We start from the raw sequence: 16,231 nt of genomic DNA, 5'->3' as shown, positions 1-16,231 counted from the left end.
TCGCGGAGTGATCCTCGGCTACTGTCGCTGGTATCTCCGGTGGAAGGGGCATCGGTATGTTCGAAAGCTTCGGACAGGCGCTCCGGCGGCTCCGGCTGGCAGCAGGACTGTCGCAACCGCAGCTCGCCCGACGAGCGTACGTTAGTCAATCCAGCATCTGCCGCTACGAGAACGACAAACAAACTCCCGACGGCACCACCGCACAGCACCTGGACGACGTGCTCGATGGTGGCGGGGCGTTGGTCGCCCTCGCAGAACCCGCAGACGTCTTCACCGGGGTGATCGCGCCGGACGAACACGATCGGCCCGTGGACAGCCGCTACGTCGACAGCATGCGGGAAACCATTCATCACCTCGTTGCCCTCGATGGCCTGCATGGCGGGAACGACATCGCCGGTCTCGCAGTGCGCTTGTTCCGCACAGCCCACCGAAAACTTTCCAGCAGGCTCTACGAACGCGCAGTGGAGCGTGATTTCGAAGCTGTGACCGGTGAAATGGGCGAACTCGCGGGATGGCTGCTGTACGACACCGATCGCCAGGACGAGTCACGGACGCTGAACCTGGAATCGCTGACGCTCTCCCGGATGGCGGGGGATCGTGCGATCGAGCTGTTCACGCTCTCGAACTGGAGCATGCAAAGCCTGTACGTGGGCAGACCTCGCGAGGCACTGCGAATCGTCGACACCGCGATGGACGATGGCTTCCTATCGCCTCGCGTCACAACACTGCTGCGGATTCGCCGAGCTCGCGCGCTCGCGGACCTCGGAGCCGAAACCGAAGCTCTGGCGGAGATGAGCCGTTCCAGGACGGCGCTTTCCGATGGCGTGCGCGGTAGTGACCCGGCGTGGACGTGGTGGGTCGGTAACGGGGTGGTCGACTGGAACGAGGGAATGCTTTGCGCCGGTCTCGGCAACTGGTCCACCGCCGTCGACTGGTTCAGCAGGGCGGCTGAGCACTTCGCCACCCAGCAGCCGCGATGGCGGTACGAAAACAACGCGCATCTCCTCGAAGCGCTCATCCGCGTACGAGACTGGAGCCGCGCCGAGACCGTTACCGAAGAATTGGTCTCGCTTGCTGCCGACATGGGATCAGATCGTGTGAGCCGACTGCTGCAGCGCATGATCGCCGAGTCCCGGCGTACCTCGACCCAGTCCACCCTCGCGGACATGCTTGCCGAGCTTGATCGACGGGTGGCGGTCTAACCGACCTATGCGCATAGCTGTCCGCATGACGCAACCCCTGCATCGGGCGTGATGGCGCGACGACGGTATGGGCATGCCGCAAACGAGCTACCGCCCGCATCCATTTCGATGGGTTCCTGCCGAGGGCCAACGACACGCGACGACCGACCGGCTCGCTGCTGGCGGCTGGTCCGATGGCGAAGCGGTCACCATGTTGTGCGGGGAGAGCGTCGAGGTCGACAACTCCGTCGAGGCGTGGTTGTGGGAGACCTGCGCCGATTGCAACGCCGAGGCACACCGGATGGCCCGGGTTCCGATGGTCGCTGCGCCGTGAAGCGAAGCGCGGATTCCGACACCGATGTCCTGCTCGCTGTGCCGACGTGGTGATGCTCCATGGCGAGGATGACGCGACCGCGTACCGCACGCCAACCATGCGCGGTTCCGATCCGTTCGTGCCCGAACTGGTGTCGTGGCAGTACCACTCGTCGGCCGTCTGGACACTGCGCGCAGCGCTCGCGCTTCCCGGCCCCCGGGCCCCTCAGGCGCCGTCCGACGCGCACTGCCAGGCGCGTCGGACGCCCGACACCCGGTCCTCAGTGGACCTGGCGGTCGTGGCCCTCCCAGAAAGGCGCGCGGAGCTTGAACTTCTGGATCTTGCCCGTCGCGGTGCGGGGGAGCTCGTCGAGGAACTCCACCCGCTTCGGGCACTTGTACCCCGCCAGGTGCTCGCGGCAGTGCGCGATCAGACCGTCGGCGGTGATCTCGTCCTCCACGACGACCAGGGCCGTGACCAGCTCGCCCCACTTCTCGTCCGGGATCCCGATCACCGCGACCTCCCGGACCGCCGGGTGCGAGGTGAGCGCGTCCTCGACCTCGATGGACGAGACGTTCTCGCCGCCGGTGATGATCACGTCCTTCTTCCGGTCGGCGATGGTGAGGTAGCCGTCGGTCAGGCTGCCGCCGTCACCGGTGTGGAACCAGTCGCCCGCCTGCACCCGCGCGGTCTCCTGCGGGTCGTTCCAGTAGCCGGCGAGGTTGGTGTTCGACCGGGCGAGGACCTCGCCGCTCTCGTCGATGCGGATGCGCACCCCGACCGCCGGCGCCCCGGCACGGCCGAGCAGGCGGGCCTGCTCGGTGCCGGCCAGCTCGGCCCACTCCGAGCGCATCCGGTTGAACGTCAGCAGCGGCGCGGTCTCGGTCAGGCCGTAGATCTGGATGAACTCCCAGCCGAGTTCCTCGCGCACCCGCTGGATGGTCCGGGTCGGCGGGGGAGCGCCCGCGACCACGATCCGCACCCGGTCCCGGCCCGGGATCTCACCGTCCCAGTCGCGGGCGGCATCCAGCGCGGCGGCGACCACGGCGGGCGCGGCGCACAGGATCGTCACCCCGTGGTCGCGGATCCGCCGCAGGATCTCGCCGCCATCGATCTTGCGCAACACGACGTGCCTACCGCCCAGGCCGGTCACCGCGTACGGCATGCCCCAGCCGTTGCAGTGGAACATCGGGAGCGTGTGCAGCAGGACGTCGTTGTCGTCGAGCGTCGTGTGCAGCCCGAACACCGTCGCGTTGATCCACAGGTTGCGGTGGGTGAGCTGCACGCCCTTGGGCCGGGCCGTGGTTCCGGACGTGTAGTTCAGGGTGGCCGTCGCCGACTCGTCGGTGTCCCAGGGCGCCGGTTCGGCGGTGCTGCCGAAGATCTTGTCGTCGTCCTCGCCGAGCACGAACACGTGCTTGCCGGTGACGGCGTCGAGCAGGTGCCGCAGCTCGGGATCGACCATGACGACGTCGGCGCCGGAGTGTTCGACGATGTAGCGGACCTCGGCCGGGGCGAGCCGGAAGTTGACCGGCACCAGGACCCGTCCCCACGCCGAGACGCCGAAGAACGACACCAGCAGCCGGGCGGCGTTGTGCGACACGATCGCGACCCGGCCGCCGACCGGCACGCCCAGTTCGTCCAGGCTCGCCGCCTGCGCCCGCGCGAGCCGCGCGACCTCCCGGTAGGTCAGCGAACCCCAGGACGCCGCGGGCTGGTCGGGTTCGTCGACCACGGCGATCCGATCGGGATAGACCAGCTCGGCCCGGTCGAGGAAGTCCCGCACTCCCAGGTCGAAGAACATCTGCCGCCCCTTTCCGCCCCGTCGCGAGTGGACCGAATCATGGCCATCCGGGCGGAGGCGGACTACCCCACAAAGGGGGTAGCGGGCTCGATGAAGAACGCCTGGCCGTCCTGCCCCGCGCACTGCTCCACGACCGCTTCGGCGCCTTCGCCCGGATCGGAGCCCGCGATTCCGACGCACCCCCGGCCGTCCACCCGCAGCACGTAGGTGCCGAACCGCGGTTCGATGCGGAAGGAAGTCGCCTGGTCGCAAGCGTCCCACGGTTCCAGCAGCCCGGCAGCCGGTCCGTCGGCCAGCGCTTTCAGACAGCCCTTGCCGTGATCGGGGTGGTGCCACTGGATGCGGTGCAAGCCCCCGCCCACCGGCTCCAGCAGGGTTGTCTGCGGTGCCACCGCGTCGCACGGCCGCTGCACGGCGACCAGCGCGGTGTACCGCCGGTCCCGGACCTGCCCGTCGGTCAGGCACAGGCCGGGCGCGCTGACCGGACGCAGGCGCACCCAGCCGCCCGGTAGGGCGGGGGATTCCGCGCCGGGTCGCTCACCCGATCCGCCCGCCGAAACCAGGAGCCAGGCCGCCGTGACAGCCACGACCACGGCTCCGGCCGCCACCGACACCGGAAGCACGCGGCTCTTGCGGGCCGGAGCCGGTTCCTCGACCGCCGCGGCGATCCTTTCCCTGGCGCGCAACCACGTCTCCACGTCGTCGTCCCCGCACGCCCGCACGAACGCGGCCAGCAACTCGGGGCGCGGCAACCGCTTGCCCTCCAGGACATCGGCCAGGGTGCTGCGCGCCAGCACCTCGCCGCGCTCGGCCGCGCGCCCTTCCAGCTGCCGATAGGTCAGCCCGGACCGCTGCTTGAGCCGGCGGAGCAACGCGGTGAACTCGACGGCATCCCGCGCCTGTTGCGGGGACAACTCCCGCTGCTTTTCCATGGCTCCACACTTTGCCCAAGCCGGACCTGCCTGACATCGGCCGTTCGAGGTGCGTTCCCGGAATCGGTCCGGGAACGTCCAATGCGTTTCCGGACACGGCTCTGACCAGGCCGGACAACCTCGGACAAGTCCGGGACGGCCAATGCTGTTGTCCTTTTCCCGCCCGGCCGGGCAATCTTTGTCCCGCCCGGCGTGACCGCCGGTGCGAACCGAAATCGGCCACCCGCGAATTCCATGCGCCGCGGATGGCATTTCTCTCCCGTCCCCGATGCCGATTCGGGGTTTCCCGTCCTGGCATGTTCGAGAAGAAGAGGAGAACGTTCGTGAATCCGAGAACCGCAGTCATCGCCGCCGCGATCACCACCGTCGCGTTCCTGGGCGCGTCCGGCACCGCGAGCGCGGTGCCCCCGGTCGAACCGGGACTCGCGGCCACCAGCCAGGTGGCCGACGAGTACCCGGAGCTGACGGCCGCCGCGATGGCGGAACTGGCCGCGGGCACCGATGTCGCGGCGGCGGGCCGCAAGGACATCGTCCGCATCGCCACCAAGGAGATCGGCTACACCGAGCGCGCCAACAACTGCAACAAGTACAGCAGGGACTGCGCGGCGTGGTGCGGCATGTTCGCCCGCTGGGTGTGGCAGAAGGCCGGCGTCAGCAAGCTGCCGCCCGCAGGCTACGGCAAGGCGTGGGTCGCGACGTACTGGGCGAAGTGGGGCAAGGACAAGGACCTGCTCAAGCGCCGCCCGGCGGGAACCAGGGGCGGCAACCCGCAGGCCGGTGACGCGATCGTCTACGGCGTGCCGGGCAGCCTCGACGGCCACGTCGGCATCGTGGTCAAGGTCCACTCCGACGGCAAGCTGACCACCATCGACGGCAACCTGTCCGACAAGGTGGTCAAGCGGACGATCGACCCGAAGACGAAGACGACCAACGGCGGCGCCGTCTACGGCTACGTCCGCCCGGTCTTCTGACGGGTTCGCGCGACCGCTGCGATCCGTCCTGCGGGGCCGGGATTCCGGTCCCGCAGGCGGATCACCTGATCAGCCCGGCCTCGCGCGCGCGGTTGACCGCCTGCACGCGGTTGGTCGCGTCGAGCTTCTTCATCGCGCTCTTCAGGTAGGACTTGACGGTGTTCGGCAGCAGCCCGAGCCGGTGCGCGATCTCGTCGTTGGTGCATCCGGCGGCGACCAGCGCGAGGGCTTCGGTTTCGCGGGGGGACAGCGAAACCGCGGGCCGGGGCTGGTGGGTCCGGGAGCGCACCCGGTGGCACACGTCGAGGAGCCGGGTGCGGGCGCCGTCGTCGGAGACGGTTCCGGCGATGGCCGTCAGCTCCGCGCAGAGGTCGTCGATCTCGTCGCGGGACAACGTGGCAGGCGCCTCCAGGCGGCGCAGCACCTCCTGCTCGGCTTCGAGGTCGCGCTCCACCTGGTGCACGACCTGGGCGGCGGAGCGCAGCACGACGTCGCCGAACCGGACCCGCTGCCTGGTGGCCGCGTAGAGGACCGCCCGCGTCCGGCCGCCGACCCGGACCGGCAGCGCGAGCATCGCCTGCAACCGCTCCGGCGCGACGGCCGCGTCGTAGCGGTGGGTGATGCCCCTGGCGCTGAGGTAGTCCTCGACGGCCGAGGGCCGGGCCAGCGCGAGCGCCTTGCCGCCGAGCCCGGCTCCCGCGCTGACCTGCAGGTTCGCCAGCGACCGGGTGGCCGTCCCGCAGAGCTGCTCGATGACCAGGGTGCGGTGGTCGGGCGAGACCGCACCGCCGAAGGCGACCGGAAGTCCGGTCACCCGGCGGAGGTCGCGCACTCCCCGGGCGAGCAGTGGGCCGAGGTCGTCCGGCGCGCCCAGGTCGTTCGACGCGCCCGGATTCTTCGACGCACCCAAGTTCTTCGACGACATTGTCATGGCACGTCCTCGCAGGTCACGGCAGTACCGGTGCCCGCTCTGAGGGGTGCGGGCACCGGCTGGCCGCCTGGTGTTGGCGAGCACACTACTCAACCGGTGGCGAATCGCGCATGCCCTCGCTCAAGGCAGGTGGCGCACGGAGGACTGGTGCGCGCGCACCTCGTCGGGGGTGAACCAGACCGGCTTGTTCCGGAACGACAAGAACAGGTCGAGCTGGTCCTGGTAGTGGGCGCCGGTCGCCCCGTCCGGAGCGACGAACCCGCTCTGGCCGGGCGCGCACACCTCCGCGGCCGTGATCCCGTCGCGGTCGAGCACGACGATGTCGTTCTGGCTGCCGCGGTTCATGAACGCGCCGCGGCTGACCGCTTCCTCCGGCAGTGCCTGCGGAATCCCGGCGAAGTTCTCGTGGTCGAAGGTCGCGGGCACCACCGGCGCCTTCCACTGTCGCATGTCCGGGCCGTGGCGGTGGCGGAGATCCTCGATCGCCGCGCCGAGCGCTTCGCGGACCACCTCGTCGACGGGCCTGCCGCCGAACAGGTCGTGCTTCTGCGGGACACCGGATTCCGGCCCGCGCAGGGCGTTGTGGACGAGCTGGACGCCGGGGGAGATGTTCAGCGACCCGATTCCCTCGCTGGAGTCCGGATATCCGGTCCTGCCGTAGTGCTCCCGGACACCCGCCGGCAGTCCGGCGACGACCTGGCCGACCATCCGCTCCAGCCAGGCGCGCATGATCGCGCCGCCCGGGTGGTCGTAGCGGCCGTCACCGTCGCGGTCGGCGTTGGCGCGGTCCCACTCACCGAGCAGGCCGACGGCCCGGGCCTCGTCGGAGTCCTCGGGCAGGTCGGCCGTCGCCGACCGCAGTGCGCCGAGGAAGTACCGGGCGTTGACGTCGAGCAACGACGTCCCGGCGATGACGTCCCACGCCTGCCGCGGCGTGATGTCCGAGCGGTCCCGCAGCAGGTCGGTGATCTCGTTGACCCGGTCGGCCGACGACCACGACGAGGTGCCTTCGTAACCGGCGGCGGGTTTGTTGTTCCAGTTGGCGATGAACCCCTGTTCCGGGTTGAACACCTTGGGGTTCCAGGAGAACGGTTGCAGCCCGAGCCATTCCATGTCGCCGGTGCCCGACATCGGCAGCCGCGGGTCGACACCGGGCCTGCGCTTCGGGTACCTGCCGGTGTGGACGTAGCCGATGTTGCCGTCGCGGTCGGCGTAGTACCAGTTGATCGAGGTGGCGTTGCGCCCCGCCTGTTCGAGCCATTCCGGCCAGGACCGGGCCCGGGTGGAGTCCAGCCAGCCGAACAGCGATTCCAGCTCCTTGCCCGCCCACGCCCGCCGGGTGCTGTAGGCGACTCCCCCGGCCGGATCGCCTGCGGTGACCAGACCGTGCACTGTGGACCGGACGGTCGTGGTGACGGGATCGGCGCCGCGGACCGCGATGGTCTCGGTGCGCTCGTCCATCCTGCGGTAGGAACCGTTGAACAGGTACTCGTCCGGATCGGCGGGGTTGAGCTGTTCGGCGTACAGGTCGACGCTGGTGCCCATACCGGCGGTCGAGCCCCAGGCGATGTGCTCGTTGTGCCCGAAGAGGACGACCGGGTAGCCGAACGGCGTGTTGCCGACGACGTCGAACCCCGCGCCGTGCAGGCCGACGGAGTAGGTGTAGGCGGGCCGGAAGAACCCGAACTGCGGGCCGTTGACCAGGATCGCCCCACCGGACCGGGTCTTGCCGCCGCCGATCAGCCAGGCGTTGCTGAAGCGGACGGGCCCGGTTCCGGCGGCCTCCGGGAGAACCGGGATCGCGGACTGCCTCGCCGACAACGCGGGCAGGACGTGCGGCACCCGTGCGGGCGCGGAGGGAACGGTCGTCGGTGCGTCGGGATCGTCGCGCCACACGAGCTGGTCGAACAGCTCCCGCCCCCGCTCCGGGCCGAAGTGCTCGACGAGTTCGGTCAGCGTGGCCAGGTTCGCCGCCTGCACCGTGGTGTCGGAGAAGCGGACCGCCATCGTCCCCACGAAGATCATCACCACGTCGAGACCGGTCCACGGGGTGGGGTCGAAGCCGTGCGCGGAGTACTGGCGCGGCAGCAGGTTTCCCCGGTCCGCCAGCACTTCCCGGATGCGCTCGTTGACGCCCTCGGCGTAACCGTCGACGACGTCGCGGTCCTGCCGGGGCAGGCGGTCGTACTGGCCTCGGATGGACGGGGTGTCGGTCTCGGCCCGCACCGAGCGGTCGTGCTCGACGTGGTCGGCGCCGAGCACTTCGGCGACGCGGCCGGTGAACGAGCGGCGCGCCATGTCGAGCTGGAACAGCCGGTCCTCGGCGACGCTGTAGCCGTAACCGCGGAACAGGTCGCGGCGGGTGCTTGCGTAGACGTGCGGGGTTCCCCAGGTGTCGCGGACGATGGCGGCGCCACCGGCTTCGCGCGCGTGCGCGCCGGTCGCGGTGGTGGCGGAGACGCCGAGGGCGGTGGCTGCGGCGAGCACGCTTCGGCGGCTCAGCTGGGCGGGATCGGACATCGTTCTCCTCGGGTTCAGCGGGTGCCGATCAGGGCGGCACGCTCGATCCGGCCGAACGGCGTGGCGTCGTCGTCGCGGTCGCGGCCCCACCACGATCCTGCGACGGCCAGCAGGAAGGCGGCCGGAACGGAGACCAGCGCCGGAATCGTCAGCGGGAACAGCGGTTCCACTCCTGGGACCAGGCCGGTGGGGCCGAGCACGTTGGGGCTGACGGCGACCAGTCCGAGGCTGGTGATCAGCCCACCGACCAGCGCCCAGGTCGCGCCGGTGCGGTTGAACCGCCGCCAGTAGATCGACAGCACCAGCACCGGCATGTTGGTGCTCGCTGCCACCGCGAAGGCGACGTTGGCCAGGAAGGCCAGGTTGAACTGCTTCGCCGCCAGCGCCAGCAGCATCGCCACCAGCGCGATGCCGACCAGCGACAGCCGGGCCGCGCGCAGCTGCCCGCGCGGGGAGACCGCGCCCCGCTTGATCACGTGCGTGTAGAGGTCGTGCGCGAACGCGCCGGAGGTGGCGATGGCGACCCCGGCGAGCACCGCGAGGATGGTCGCCAGCGCGATGCCGACGATCGCCGCCCGGAGCACGTCGCCACCCAGCACCTCGGCCAGCTGCACAGCGGCGAGATTTCCCTTGTCGTGCGCCGCGCTGATCCCGGGTGCGCCGACCGCACGCAGCGCCCCGTAGCCCAGGAACGGCAGCACGACGTAGAAAGCGCTGAACACCCAGAGCGCGACGAGGCCGGAACGCCGCGCGGCGGGCGCGTCGCGGACGGTCAGGAACCGGACCATCACATGCGGCAGCCCCATGACGCCCAACGCGAGGGCGAGTTGCTGGGACATCGTGTCGATCGTCTTGAGCGGCCCGGTCGGCTCGGCGGCCACGGACTCCGCCGGGAGCCCGCGCACCACGCCGAGCGGGTCCGGCCCGTACTTCACCAGCACCAGCAGCAGGATCGTGGCCGTGCCGCCCAGCAGCAGACCGGTCTTGAGCACCTGCACCCAGGTCGTGGCGAGCATGCCCCCGAACATCGTGTAGACGACCATGAGCAGGCCGAGCACGAGCACCGCCACCGCGAAGTCCACCCCGAGCAGCGCCTGCACCAGCAGACCGGCGCCGACGAACTGGATCACCATGTACATGGCGGAGATGACGATCGTGGTGGTCGCCAGCCAGCCGCGCAGGCCGCGTACGGCGAACCGCGCGGCGACGGCGTCGGCCAGGGTGAACCGGCCGAGGTTGCGCAGCGGTTCGGCGATCACCAGCAGCACCAGCAGGTACGCCAGCGGGACGGCGGCGGCCAGGTAGAAGCCGCTGAAGCCGGACAGCGCGATCGCCCCGCTGATGCCGAGGAACGAGGCGGCCGAGACGTAGTCGCCCGCGATGGCCAGCCCGTTGCCGAGCGGGCCGACCTGGCCCTCGGCGACGTAGTGCGCCGAGGCGGAGGTGTTGCGCCGGGCCGCGACCCAGGTGATGCCCAGCGTGAGGCCGAGGATGGCCACGACGATGGCGACGCTGAGGATCACCGCGCCTCACCCCGGGACCGCTGGGCCAGCGCGTCCATCCGCCGCGCCCAGCGGGCGTAGGCGTGCGCGACGGCGAGGATCGCGGCGAAGATCGCGAATCCCGCCCAGTAGGCGGTGCCGAGCCCGGCCAGCCTGCCGGAGAGCACCGTGGTCGAGGTGGTCAGGGCGATGTAGCCGAGGAAGCCCGCCAGCAGCAGCGCGGCGCCGCCCAGCGCCAGCCGCCTGCGGCGCCGGGCCAGCGCGACCAGGTCGGAGTCGGTGCCGGCGGGACGGCCCGGCGATGGAGCAACCATGATCCCTCGCATTGGGGTGAGTGGGTGCGGGAGCAGCAGAAGACAACGCGGAAGTAGTCAAAGCTTGGATTGAACCGGAAGGCTAGTGATGCACTGCACAGTCCGCAAGGCTGACGTCCCACTTGCTCGGTCAAGCCGAGGATTGCCTGCGGAATTCGATGATCGGCGCTGTGGAAGAATCCTGGATCGGGCTCTTCCTGAACGGACCCGGTTGCTCTAGTGTGCTGGATCACCCACAGGTAATCAAAGTTTTGATCGTATTGAGGAGTGACCGTGAGGCCGTTTGCGTCGTCGGGTGATCTGGCCGCCAAGGAGCAGACGTTGGAGGTGCTGGCTGACGGTGTGTACGCGCTGACGGCGGAGGGTGATCCGAACGTCGGTGCCATCGAGGGCGAGGACTTCCTGGTCTGCTTCGAGGCGTTGGCGACCCCGGCCGCGGCCCGGGGCTGGTTGGCGAAGCTTCGGGAGCACACCGACAAGCCGGTGAAGTACCTGGTGTTGAGCCACTACCACGCGGTGCGGGTGCTGGGTGCCAGCGCATTCGATGCCGAGGTGATCGTGGCGCACGACAACACCCGGGCTCTGATCACCGAGCGCGGCAAGCAGGACTGGGACTCGGAGTTCGGCCGCATGCCGAGGTTGTTCGCCGAGCCGGAGTCGATCCCGGGTCTGACCTGGCCCACCTTGACCTTCTCGGACCGGTTGACCATCCCGCTGGGTGGTGATCGGGGAGATCTGGAGTTGCGGTACTGCGGCCGTGGCCACACCGAGGGCGACATCGTCGCCTGGCTACCTCGCAACAAGATCCTGTTCGCCGGAGACCTGGTCGAGGCCGAGGCCGCGCTGTACACCGGGGACGCGTTCCACCACGACTGGTCGACGTCCACTCTGGACACCCTGGCATCGTTGAAGGCCGAAGCACTGGTGGGCGGCCGAGGCGCGGTCGTGCACGGGCGGGAGGCTGTGGACGCCGCGATCGCGCAGACCCGGCACTTCCTCGCAACCCTGATCCGCGAAGTCGGCACGGTCCATGAGCGCGGCGGCACGTTGAAGGAAGCGTTCCAGGCCGCGCATGCCGCGTTGGTCGGTACCTATGGGCGGTGGCCGATCTTCGAGCACTGCCTGCCCTTCGACGTCACCCGCCTCTGGGATGAGCTCTCCGGCATCGACCGGCCCGTCATCTGGACCACCGAACGCGACCACGACATCTGGAACCAACTCCAAGCCTGACACCGGGTCGATCGGAGCCCCATGAACACAAGGCATTCCGTGCTGGTGATCGGCAACGGGCCGGTCGGGCAGACCACCGCGCTCCTGCTCGCGAGGTGGGGGATTCCGGTGCTGCTGCTCGACCGGCGGCCGGAGCGCGATCCGGCCGGGTCGAAGGCGATCTGCCAGCAGCGGGACGTTCTCGACGTGTGGAACGCCGTCGGTGCGGGTCAGCGGATCGCCGACGAGGGCGTCACCTGGACCACAGCGCGCACCTTCTACCGGGACCGGGAACTGTTCGCCTACTCGTTCCACGACCGAGGCGATTCGCCGTTCCCGCCTTTCGTCAACCTCTCCCAGGCCCGCACCGAGCAGATCCTCGACGAGCGGATCGCGGGCGAACCCCTCGTCGACGTCCGCTGGGGACACGAGGTGACCGGGATCGAGCAGGGGGCGGACGGGGTCGTCCTCACCTGCGCGACTTCCGGTGGTGAGGTGCGCGTCAAGGGCGGCTGGGCTGTGGCTTGCGCGGGTGCGCGGGGAGAAGCCGTGCGGCGGATGCTCGGAGTCGGGTTCGGCGGCCGGTCCTTCGACGACCGGTTCCTGATCTGCGACATCCGCACCGACCTGCCGGACTGGGCAGACGAGCGCCGGTTCTACTTCGACCCGGCCTGGAACCCGGGCCGCCAAGTGCTGATCCATCCCAGCCCGGACTCGACGTTCCGCATCGACTGGCAGGTCCCCGCGGGTTACGACCCGGACGCGGAGGAGGTGAGCGGGGCGCTGGACGCCCGGATCAGGGCGATCATCGGCGACCGGGATTACGAGATCGTCTGGAAGTCGGTGTACCGGTTCCACTCCAGGCTGGCGGACAGGATGCGGGTGGGCAGGGTGCTGCTGGCCGGGGACTGCGCGCACCTGGTGTCGCCGTTCGGGGCCCGGGGGCTGAATTCGGGGGTCCAGGACGCCGAGAACGCGGCGTGGAAACTGGCGTTCGTGCTGCACGGCTGGGCGGGCGAGCGGCTGCTGGACACCTACCACGACGAACGCCACGCGGCAGCGGTCGAAAACCTCGACGTCACCGGCACGACGATGCGATTCCTGGTGCCGGGCGACGACGAGGAGCGCGAACGCCGGACGTCGATCCTGGAGCGCGCGGTGCGCGACGAAACGGCCTGGCAGCAGGTGGATTCCGGCCGGCTGGCCGAGCCGTTCTGGTACTCGGCCTCACCGCTGACCACCCCGGACCCGGCAAGACCGCCCGCACACCGCCCGGAACGCGGTCACACGCCGAGGCCCGGGCCGGGAGTACTGGTCCCGGACGCCCCGGTGGCGGCGTTCGGCCGCGGAACCACCCGCTTCCGGGCCCTGGCGCGGGACGGATTTCTGCTGCTGCTGTGCGGAAACCTGGACGAGGCGGCGATCCGCGAAGCCGCCGCGGCGGCGTCCGGCGCCCCGGTGCGAATGCTGCATCTGGCGCGCATCGACCGCACCGGAGCGCTGGCCGAAGCTCTGGAGGTGGAGGAGGGACAGCTGTGGATCATTCGTCCGGACGCACACGTGGCTGCGGTGCTTCGCAACCCGGACCGGACGGCAACGCTCATCGCGCTGCGACGCGCTCTTGGCGCATACCTCAGCAGCTCGCCCGGAGAGCGAGCATGAGATCGAACCGATCCCGAGGCTCGCTCAGCCGAGAACCGAACAGCCCCTCCAACTGCTGGAGGTGCGAACGCACGGTCTGCGGATGCATGCCGAGCCTGGTCGCGACCTCCCGCACGTTCCCGCGCGTCTCCAGCCAGACCAGCAGCGTGGACGACAGTTTCCGTTGCTGCTTGGGTGAAAGCGGGGCGAGCGGCGCGAGCGCGGTGGACACCAGCTCGTCGAGCAGGAACGAATCACGGTGCAGGCAAAGGGCGAACAGGTGCTGGTCGCAGTGCAGCACCGTCTCCGACGGCAGCACGCCCCGGCGCATCAGCTCCAGCGCCTGCCGCGCGCAGCGCAGCGACTCCCGGGCCTCGCCGAGCGGCACGGCCGGCCCGATCGCGGCCTGCCAGCCCGCCAGCGCGCGGTCCGGCGCCGGGCTCCGATGCGGAATCACCAGGCACGGCGTGGCGTCCTCCATGTTGGTCAGCACGTCGTCGCCCAGGTTCGGCAGCGCGCGGTCGCCCGCGGGCTCCAGCGCCACGGCCACGACCCGGTCCGGCACCGGCCAGTGCGCGGTCGCGGCGAACTCGGCGATGGTCTCCGGCGGCGTCGGCGGGCTGGCCAGGATCAGGTCCAGCAGCCTGCGGCGCCGCCGTTCCAGGGTTCCGCTGGCCTCGGCCTGGGCGGCGGCGTAGCCCTCGATGGACAGCGCGGAGAGCTCGTCGATGTAGGCGAAGATCGCCTCGGCCAGCAGGCACAGGGTGGAGGACGGGATGCCCGCGCGGATGCCGATCGCCGACACCCGCTGCCAGGCGACCCGCGCCCCCACCCGGTACGCCCGTTGCAGCATGTCCAGGCTGCGGCCCTGCTGCATCTCGTTGCGCCCCAGCAGGTGGAAGATCCGGCCGCGGTCCTCGTAGCCGGCCGCCGGACCGCCCAGCCGGTCCAGGAAGTGGTGGATGGCGTGCTGCACCCCGGTCGCGACGGCGTCGCCGAACTCGCCTTCCAGCCAGCCCGCGTACTCCGGCAGCGCCAGCTGGATCTCGCGCATGACCTCGGCGGTGGCCTCGGCGACCGTGGGCCGGAACACCCCGGCCAGGCCGCCGGGCAGCAGCTCCCACAACCGGTTCGCCCGCCCGGCGTCCTCGGCGCGGGCGGGCGCGGTCAGCGACTCGTAGCCGGCCTCGACGGGGCCGGTGGGTTCCGCGTCGAGCGGGTCGATCACGTCATCACCATCAGGTTCGGCTCGTGGTCAGCGGTGGTGCCGGCCGGGAGCGGTGACCACCGCCCCCGGCCGGAGATCAGCAGTTCCCGGTCGGCGGTTCGCCTGCGAACCGGCTCGCGAAGAACGCCATCACGTCCGGGATCGCGTTCTTGGCCGCGATCAGGTGATCGCCGTCGACATCGGGCTTCCACTGGGTCTGGATCCCCGCCCGGCAGTACGCGTCGCGGGTCTGCTCCTCGGTGGGCACCGGGATGATCTGCTCCCGCGCGCCCCGGTACTGGAAGACCGGGACGCCGATCTCGTAGGCCGCGCCCGAACCCGGCGTGCCGATGCCGTCGCCCACCCGGTGCGAGTCGGCGATCTGGCCCCAGGTGGTGCCGTCCGGCCCGGGCAGCTCGTAGATCTGGTCCGGGGTGAGCCCGTCGAGCGTGTAGTCCTCCACCCGCTCCCCGGAGAAGCCGAAGATGGTGTCGATCAGGCAGCTGCCGGACAGCTTGCCCACGGCCTCCCGGCCGCGGTCGTTGAGCAGCTCGTCGAACGGCATTTCCGGGTAGCCGGCGTGGAATCCGACCAGCGCGGCGGCGGCGAACCCGGCGAACTGGCCGCCGTTGAGCGCGTTGCCGACCATCCGCAGGTCGCCGGGAACACCGCCGGCGGCGGTCCCGGCGAGCTTCAGGTCGGGGGCGTAGGACGCGGCGAGCTGGGTGGCCCACAGCGCGGCCTGCCCGCCCTCGGAGTAGCCCCACAGCGCGACTGGTGCCTCCGGGGCGATCCCGGCCTCCGGCACGCGGGCCGCGGCACGGGCCGCGTCGAGCAGGGCGTGCCCGGCGTTCTGCCCGACCATGTAGGTGTGCTGCTGCCCGTTGAGGTAGCCGACGCCGTCGGTGGCGACCACCGCGTATCCCGCCTTGAGCGCGGCGGCGAGCTGTTCGAGTTCGTAGGCGTCGTCGTAAGCGCCCGACATCTGCTTGGAATAGGCGCACTGCGGACCGAGCCCGACCGTTCCGGGGTTGAAGGCCACGACCGGCCTCGGGCCCGGACCGTTCCACGGCACGTCGGGAACAGCGACCAGACCGGACACCGCGACGGGAGTTCCGCGCACATCGGTCGACTGGTACTGCACCTTCCACGAACGCTTCGGAATGTTGCCGGGAATCTTCGGGAATTCCGAGGGGGCGCAGGCCAGCACGTCACCAGGTTTTCCCTGGAGTTGCGCCGGTGGGGTGTAGATCTGCTCGTCGGTCGCCGAACAGGGCGCGTCGCCGCGCTGCGGTGCGTCGGCCAGTGCGGTGGGCGCTGCCGCACCACACAGGATGGCCAGCGCCGCCGCGGGTGCAAGTACCCGCCGCATGGGTCAACTCCTCGCGTTCGCTGGATTCGATTCGAACGGTGAGTGTTCCGGAGCGGGCGCAAGCAGTTCTAGACATGCGCGTGGCAGTTCGGGTCCGGGTTTTTAGCACGGATATGAACGATGCGCGTGCGTCGGGGCGCGGACTTGTGTCCCGGGGGAGTGCGGGAGGGCGAAGGACCTTGATGTGGATGACAAATACCGCAGTCGCGGCGTATTCGTTCTTGTCCGCTCCGCCGGGCCGTAAGTAATCTACCGGCCTGCCATCGAGGAATCCGCATTCCGTCCAAGGGAATTCTTGTCTTATGTGGACATTGAGATCCGCGCTGCTGCGCGC

13 protein-coding genes are annotated in these 16,231 nt (G+C 70.2%); 5 read left to right on the top strand and 8 right to left on the bottom strand.

The annotated features are described in order from the left end of the window. Positions 1-56: 56 nt before the first annotated feature. Positions 57-1,202, top strand: a complete 1,146-nt coding sequence (locus ABD691_RS17135) for a helix-turn-helix transcriptional regulator (RefSeq protein WP_344680822.1) — start codon at positions 57-59, stop codon at positions 1,200-1,202. A 67-nt stretch (positions 1,203-1,269) separates the two neighbouring features. After that, positions 1,270-1,515, top strand: coding sequence for an HC3 family zinc finger protein (locus ABD691_RS17130; protein WP_344680820.1), 246 nt, complete (start codon positions 1,270-1,272; stop codon positions 1,513-1,515). Positions 1,516-1,774: 259 nt separating this feature from the next. Here ABD691_RS17130 and ABD691_RS17125 read toward each other — a convergent pair whose 3' ends face one another. Further along, positions 1,775-3,298, bottom strand: a complete 1,524-nt coding sequence (locus ABD691_RS17125; protein WP_344680819.1) for an AMP-binding protein — start codon at positions 3,296-3,298, stop codon at positions 1,775-1,777. Positions 3,299-3,360: 62 nt separating this feature from the next. Further along, positions 3,361-4,230, bottom strand: a complete 870-nt coding sequence (locus ABD691_RS17120) for a helix-turn-helix domain-containing protein (protein ID WP_344680818.1) — start codon at positions 4,228-4,230, stop codon at positions 3,361-3,363. A 323-nt stretch (positions 4,231-4,553) separates the two neighbouring features. On the opposite strand from ABD691_RS17120, the gene ABD691_RS17115 reads away from it, so the two are divergent. Next, on the top strand, positions 4,554-5,201 hold the full coding sequence (locus tag ABD691_RS17115; RefSeq protein ID WP_344680817.1) for a C40 family peptidase: 648 nt from the start codon (positions 4,554-4,556) through the stop codon (positions 5,199-5,201). Between the two features lie 61 nt (positions 5,202-5,262). Here ABD691_RS17115 and ABD691_RS17110 read toward each other — a convergent pair whose 3' ends face one another. The 4 genes from ABD691_RS17110 to ABD691_RS17095 form a co-directional block, all read right to left on the bottom strand. After that, on the bottom strand, positions 5,263-6,132 hold the full coding sequence (locus tag ABD691_RS17110) for a LuxR C-terminal-related transcriptional regulator (RefSeq protein ID WP_344680816.1): 870 nt from the start codon (positions 6,130-6,132) through the stop codon (positions 5,263-5,265). A 120-nt stretch (positions 6,133-6,252) separates the two neighbouring features. Beyond that, the gene (locus ABD691_RS17105; RefSeq protein WP_344680814.1) at positions 6,253-8,652 is read right to left on the bottom strand and encodes a penicillin acylase family protein; all 2,400 of its coding nucleotides are present in this window, start codon (positions 8,650-8,652) and stop codon (positions 6,253-6,255) included. Positions 8,653-8,666: 14 nt separating this feature from the next. Next, a complete protein-coding gene (locus ABD691_RS17100) occupies positions 8,667-10,175 on the bottom strand; it encodes a solute symporter family protein (RefSeq protein ID WP_344680812.1) in 1,509 nt (502 codons plus the stop codon). After that, complete coding sequence (locus ABD691_RS17095) at positions 10,172-10,468, bottom strand: DUF485 domain-containing protein (RefSeq protein WP_344680809.1); 297 nt, start codon at positions 10,466-10,468, stop codon at positions 10,172-10,174. The genes ABD691_RS17100 and ABD691_RS17095 overlap by 4 nt, the downstream gene beginning before the upstream one ends. A gap of 267 nt (positions 10,469-10,735) precedes the next feature. Here ABD691_RS17095 and ABD691_RS17090 point away from each other — a divergent pair, with 267 nt between their 5' ends. After that, the gene (locus ABD691_RS17090) at positions 10,736-11,698 is read left to right on the top strand and encodes an MBL fold metallo-hydrolase (RefSeq protein ID WP_344680807.1); all 963 of its coding nucleotides are present in this window, start codon (positions 10,736-10,738) and stop codon (positions 11,696-11,698) included. Between the two features lie 21 nt (positions 11,699-11,719). Next, positions 11,720-13,339 (top strand): FAD-dependent monooxygenase, encoded by a 1,620-nt coding sequence (locus ABD691_RS17085; RefSeq protein ID WP_344680806.1) that lies wholly within the window; start codon positions 11,720-11,722, stop codon positions 13,337-13,339. Here the strand turns inward: ABD691_RS17085 and ABD691_RS17080 are convergent. Beyond that, positions 13,311-14,546 carry a PucR family transcriptional regulator gene (locus tag ABD691_RS17080; RefSeq protein ID WP_344680805.1) on the bottom strand — a complete coding sequence of 412 codons (1,236 nt, stop codon included), beginning with the start codon at positions 14,544-14,546 and terminating at the stop codon, positions 13,311-13,313. The two genes, ABD691_RS17085 and ABD691_RS17080, sit on opposite strands and share 29 nt — an antisense overlap. 76 nt (positions 14,547-14,622) lie before the next feature. Then, the gene (locus ABD691_RS17075; RefSeq protein WP_344680803.1) at positions 14,623-15,897 is read right to left on the bottom strand and encodes a lipase family protein; all 1,275 of its coding nucleotides are present in this window, start codon (positions 15,895-15,897) and stop codon (positions 14,623-14,625) included. Between the last annotated feature and the right edge of the window lie 334 nt (positions 15,898-16,231).

The sequence above is a fragment of the Saccharopolyspora taberi genome (assembly GCF_039534165.1).
GTDB lineage: Bacteria > Actinomycetota > Actinomycetes > Mycobacteriales > Pseudonocardiaceae > Saccharopolyspora_D > Saccharopolyspora_D taberi.
This window is presented reverse-complemented; position numbering and strand designations above follow the sequence as displayed.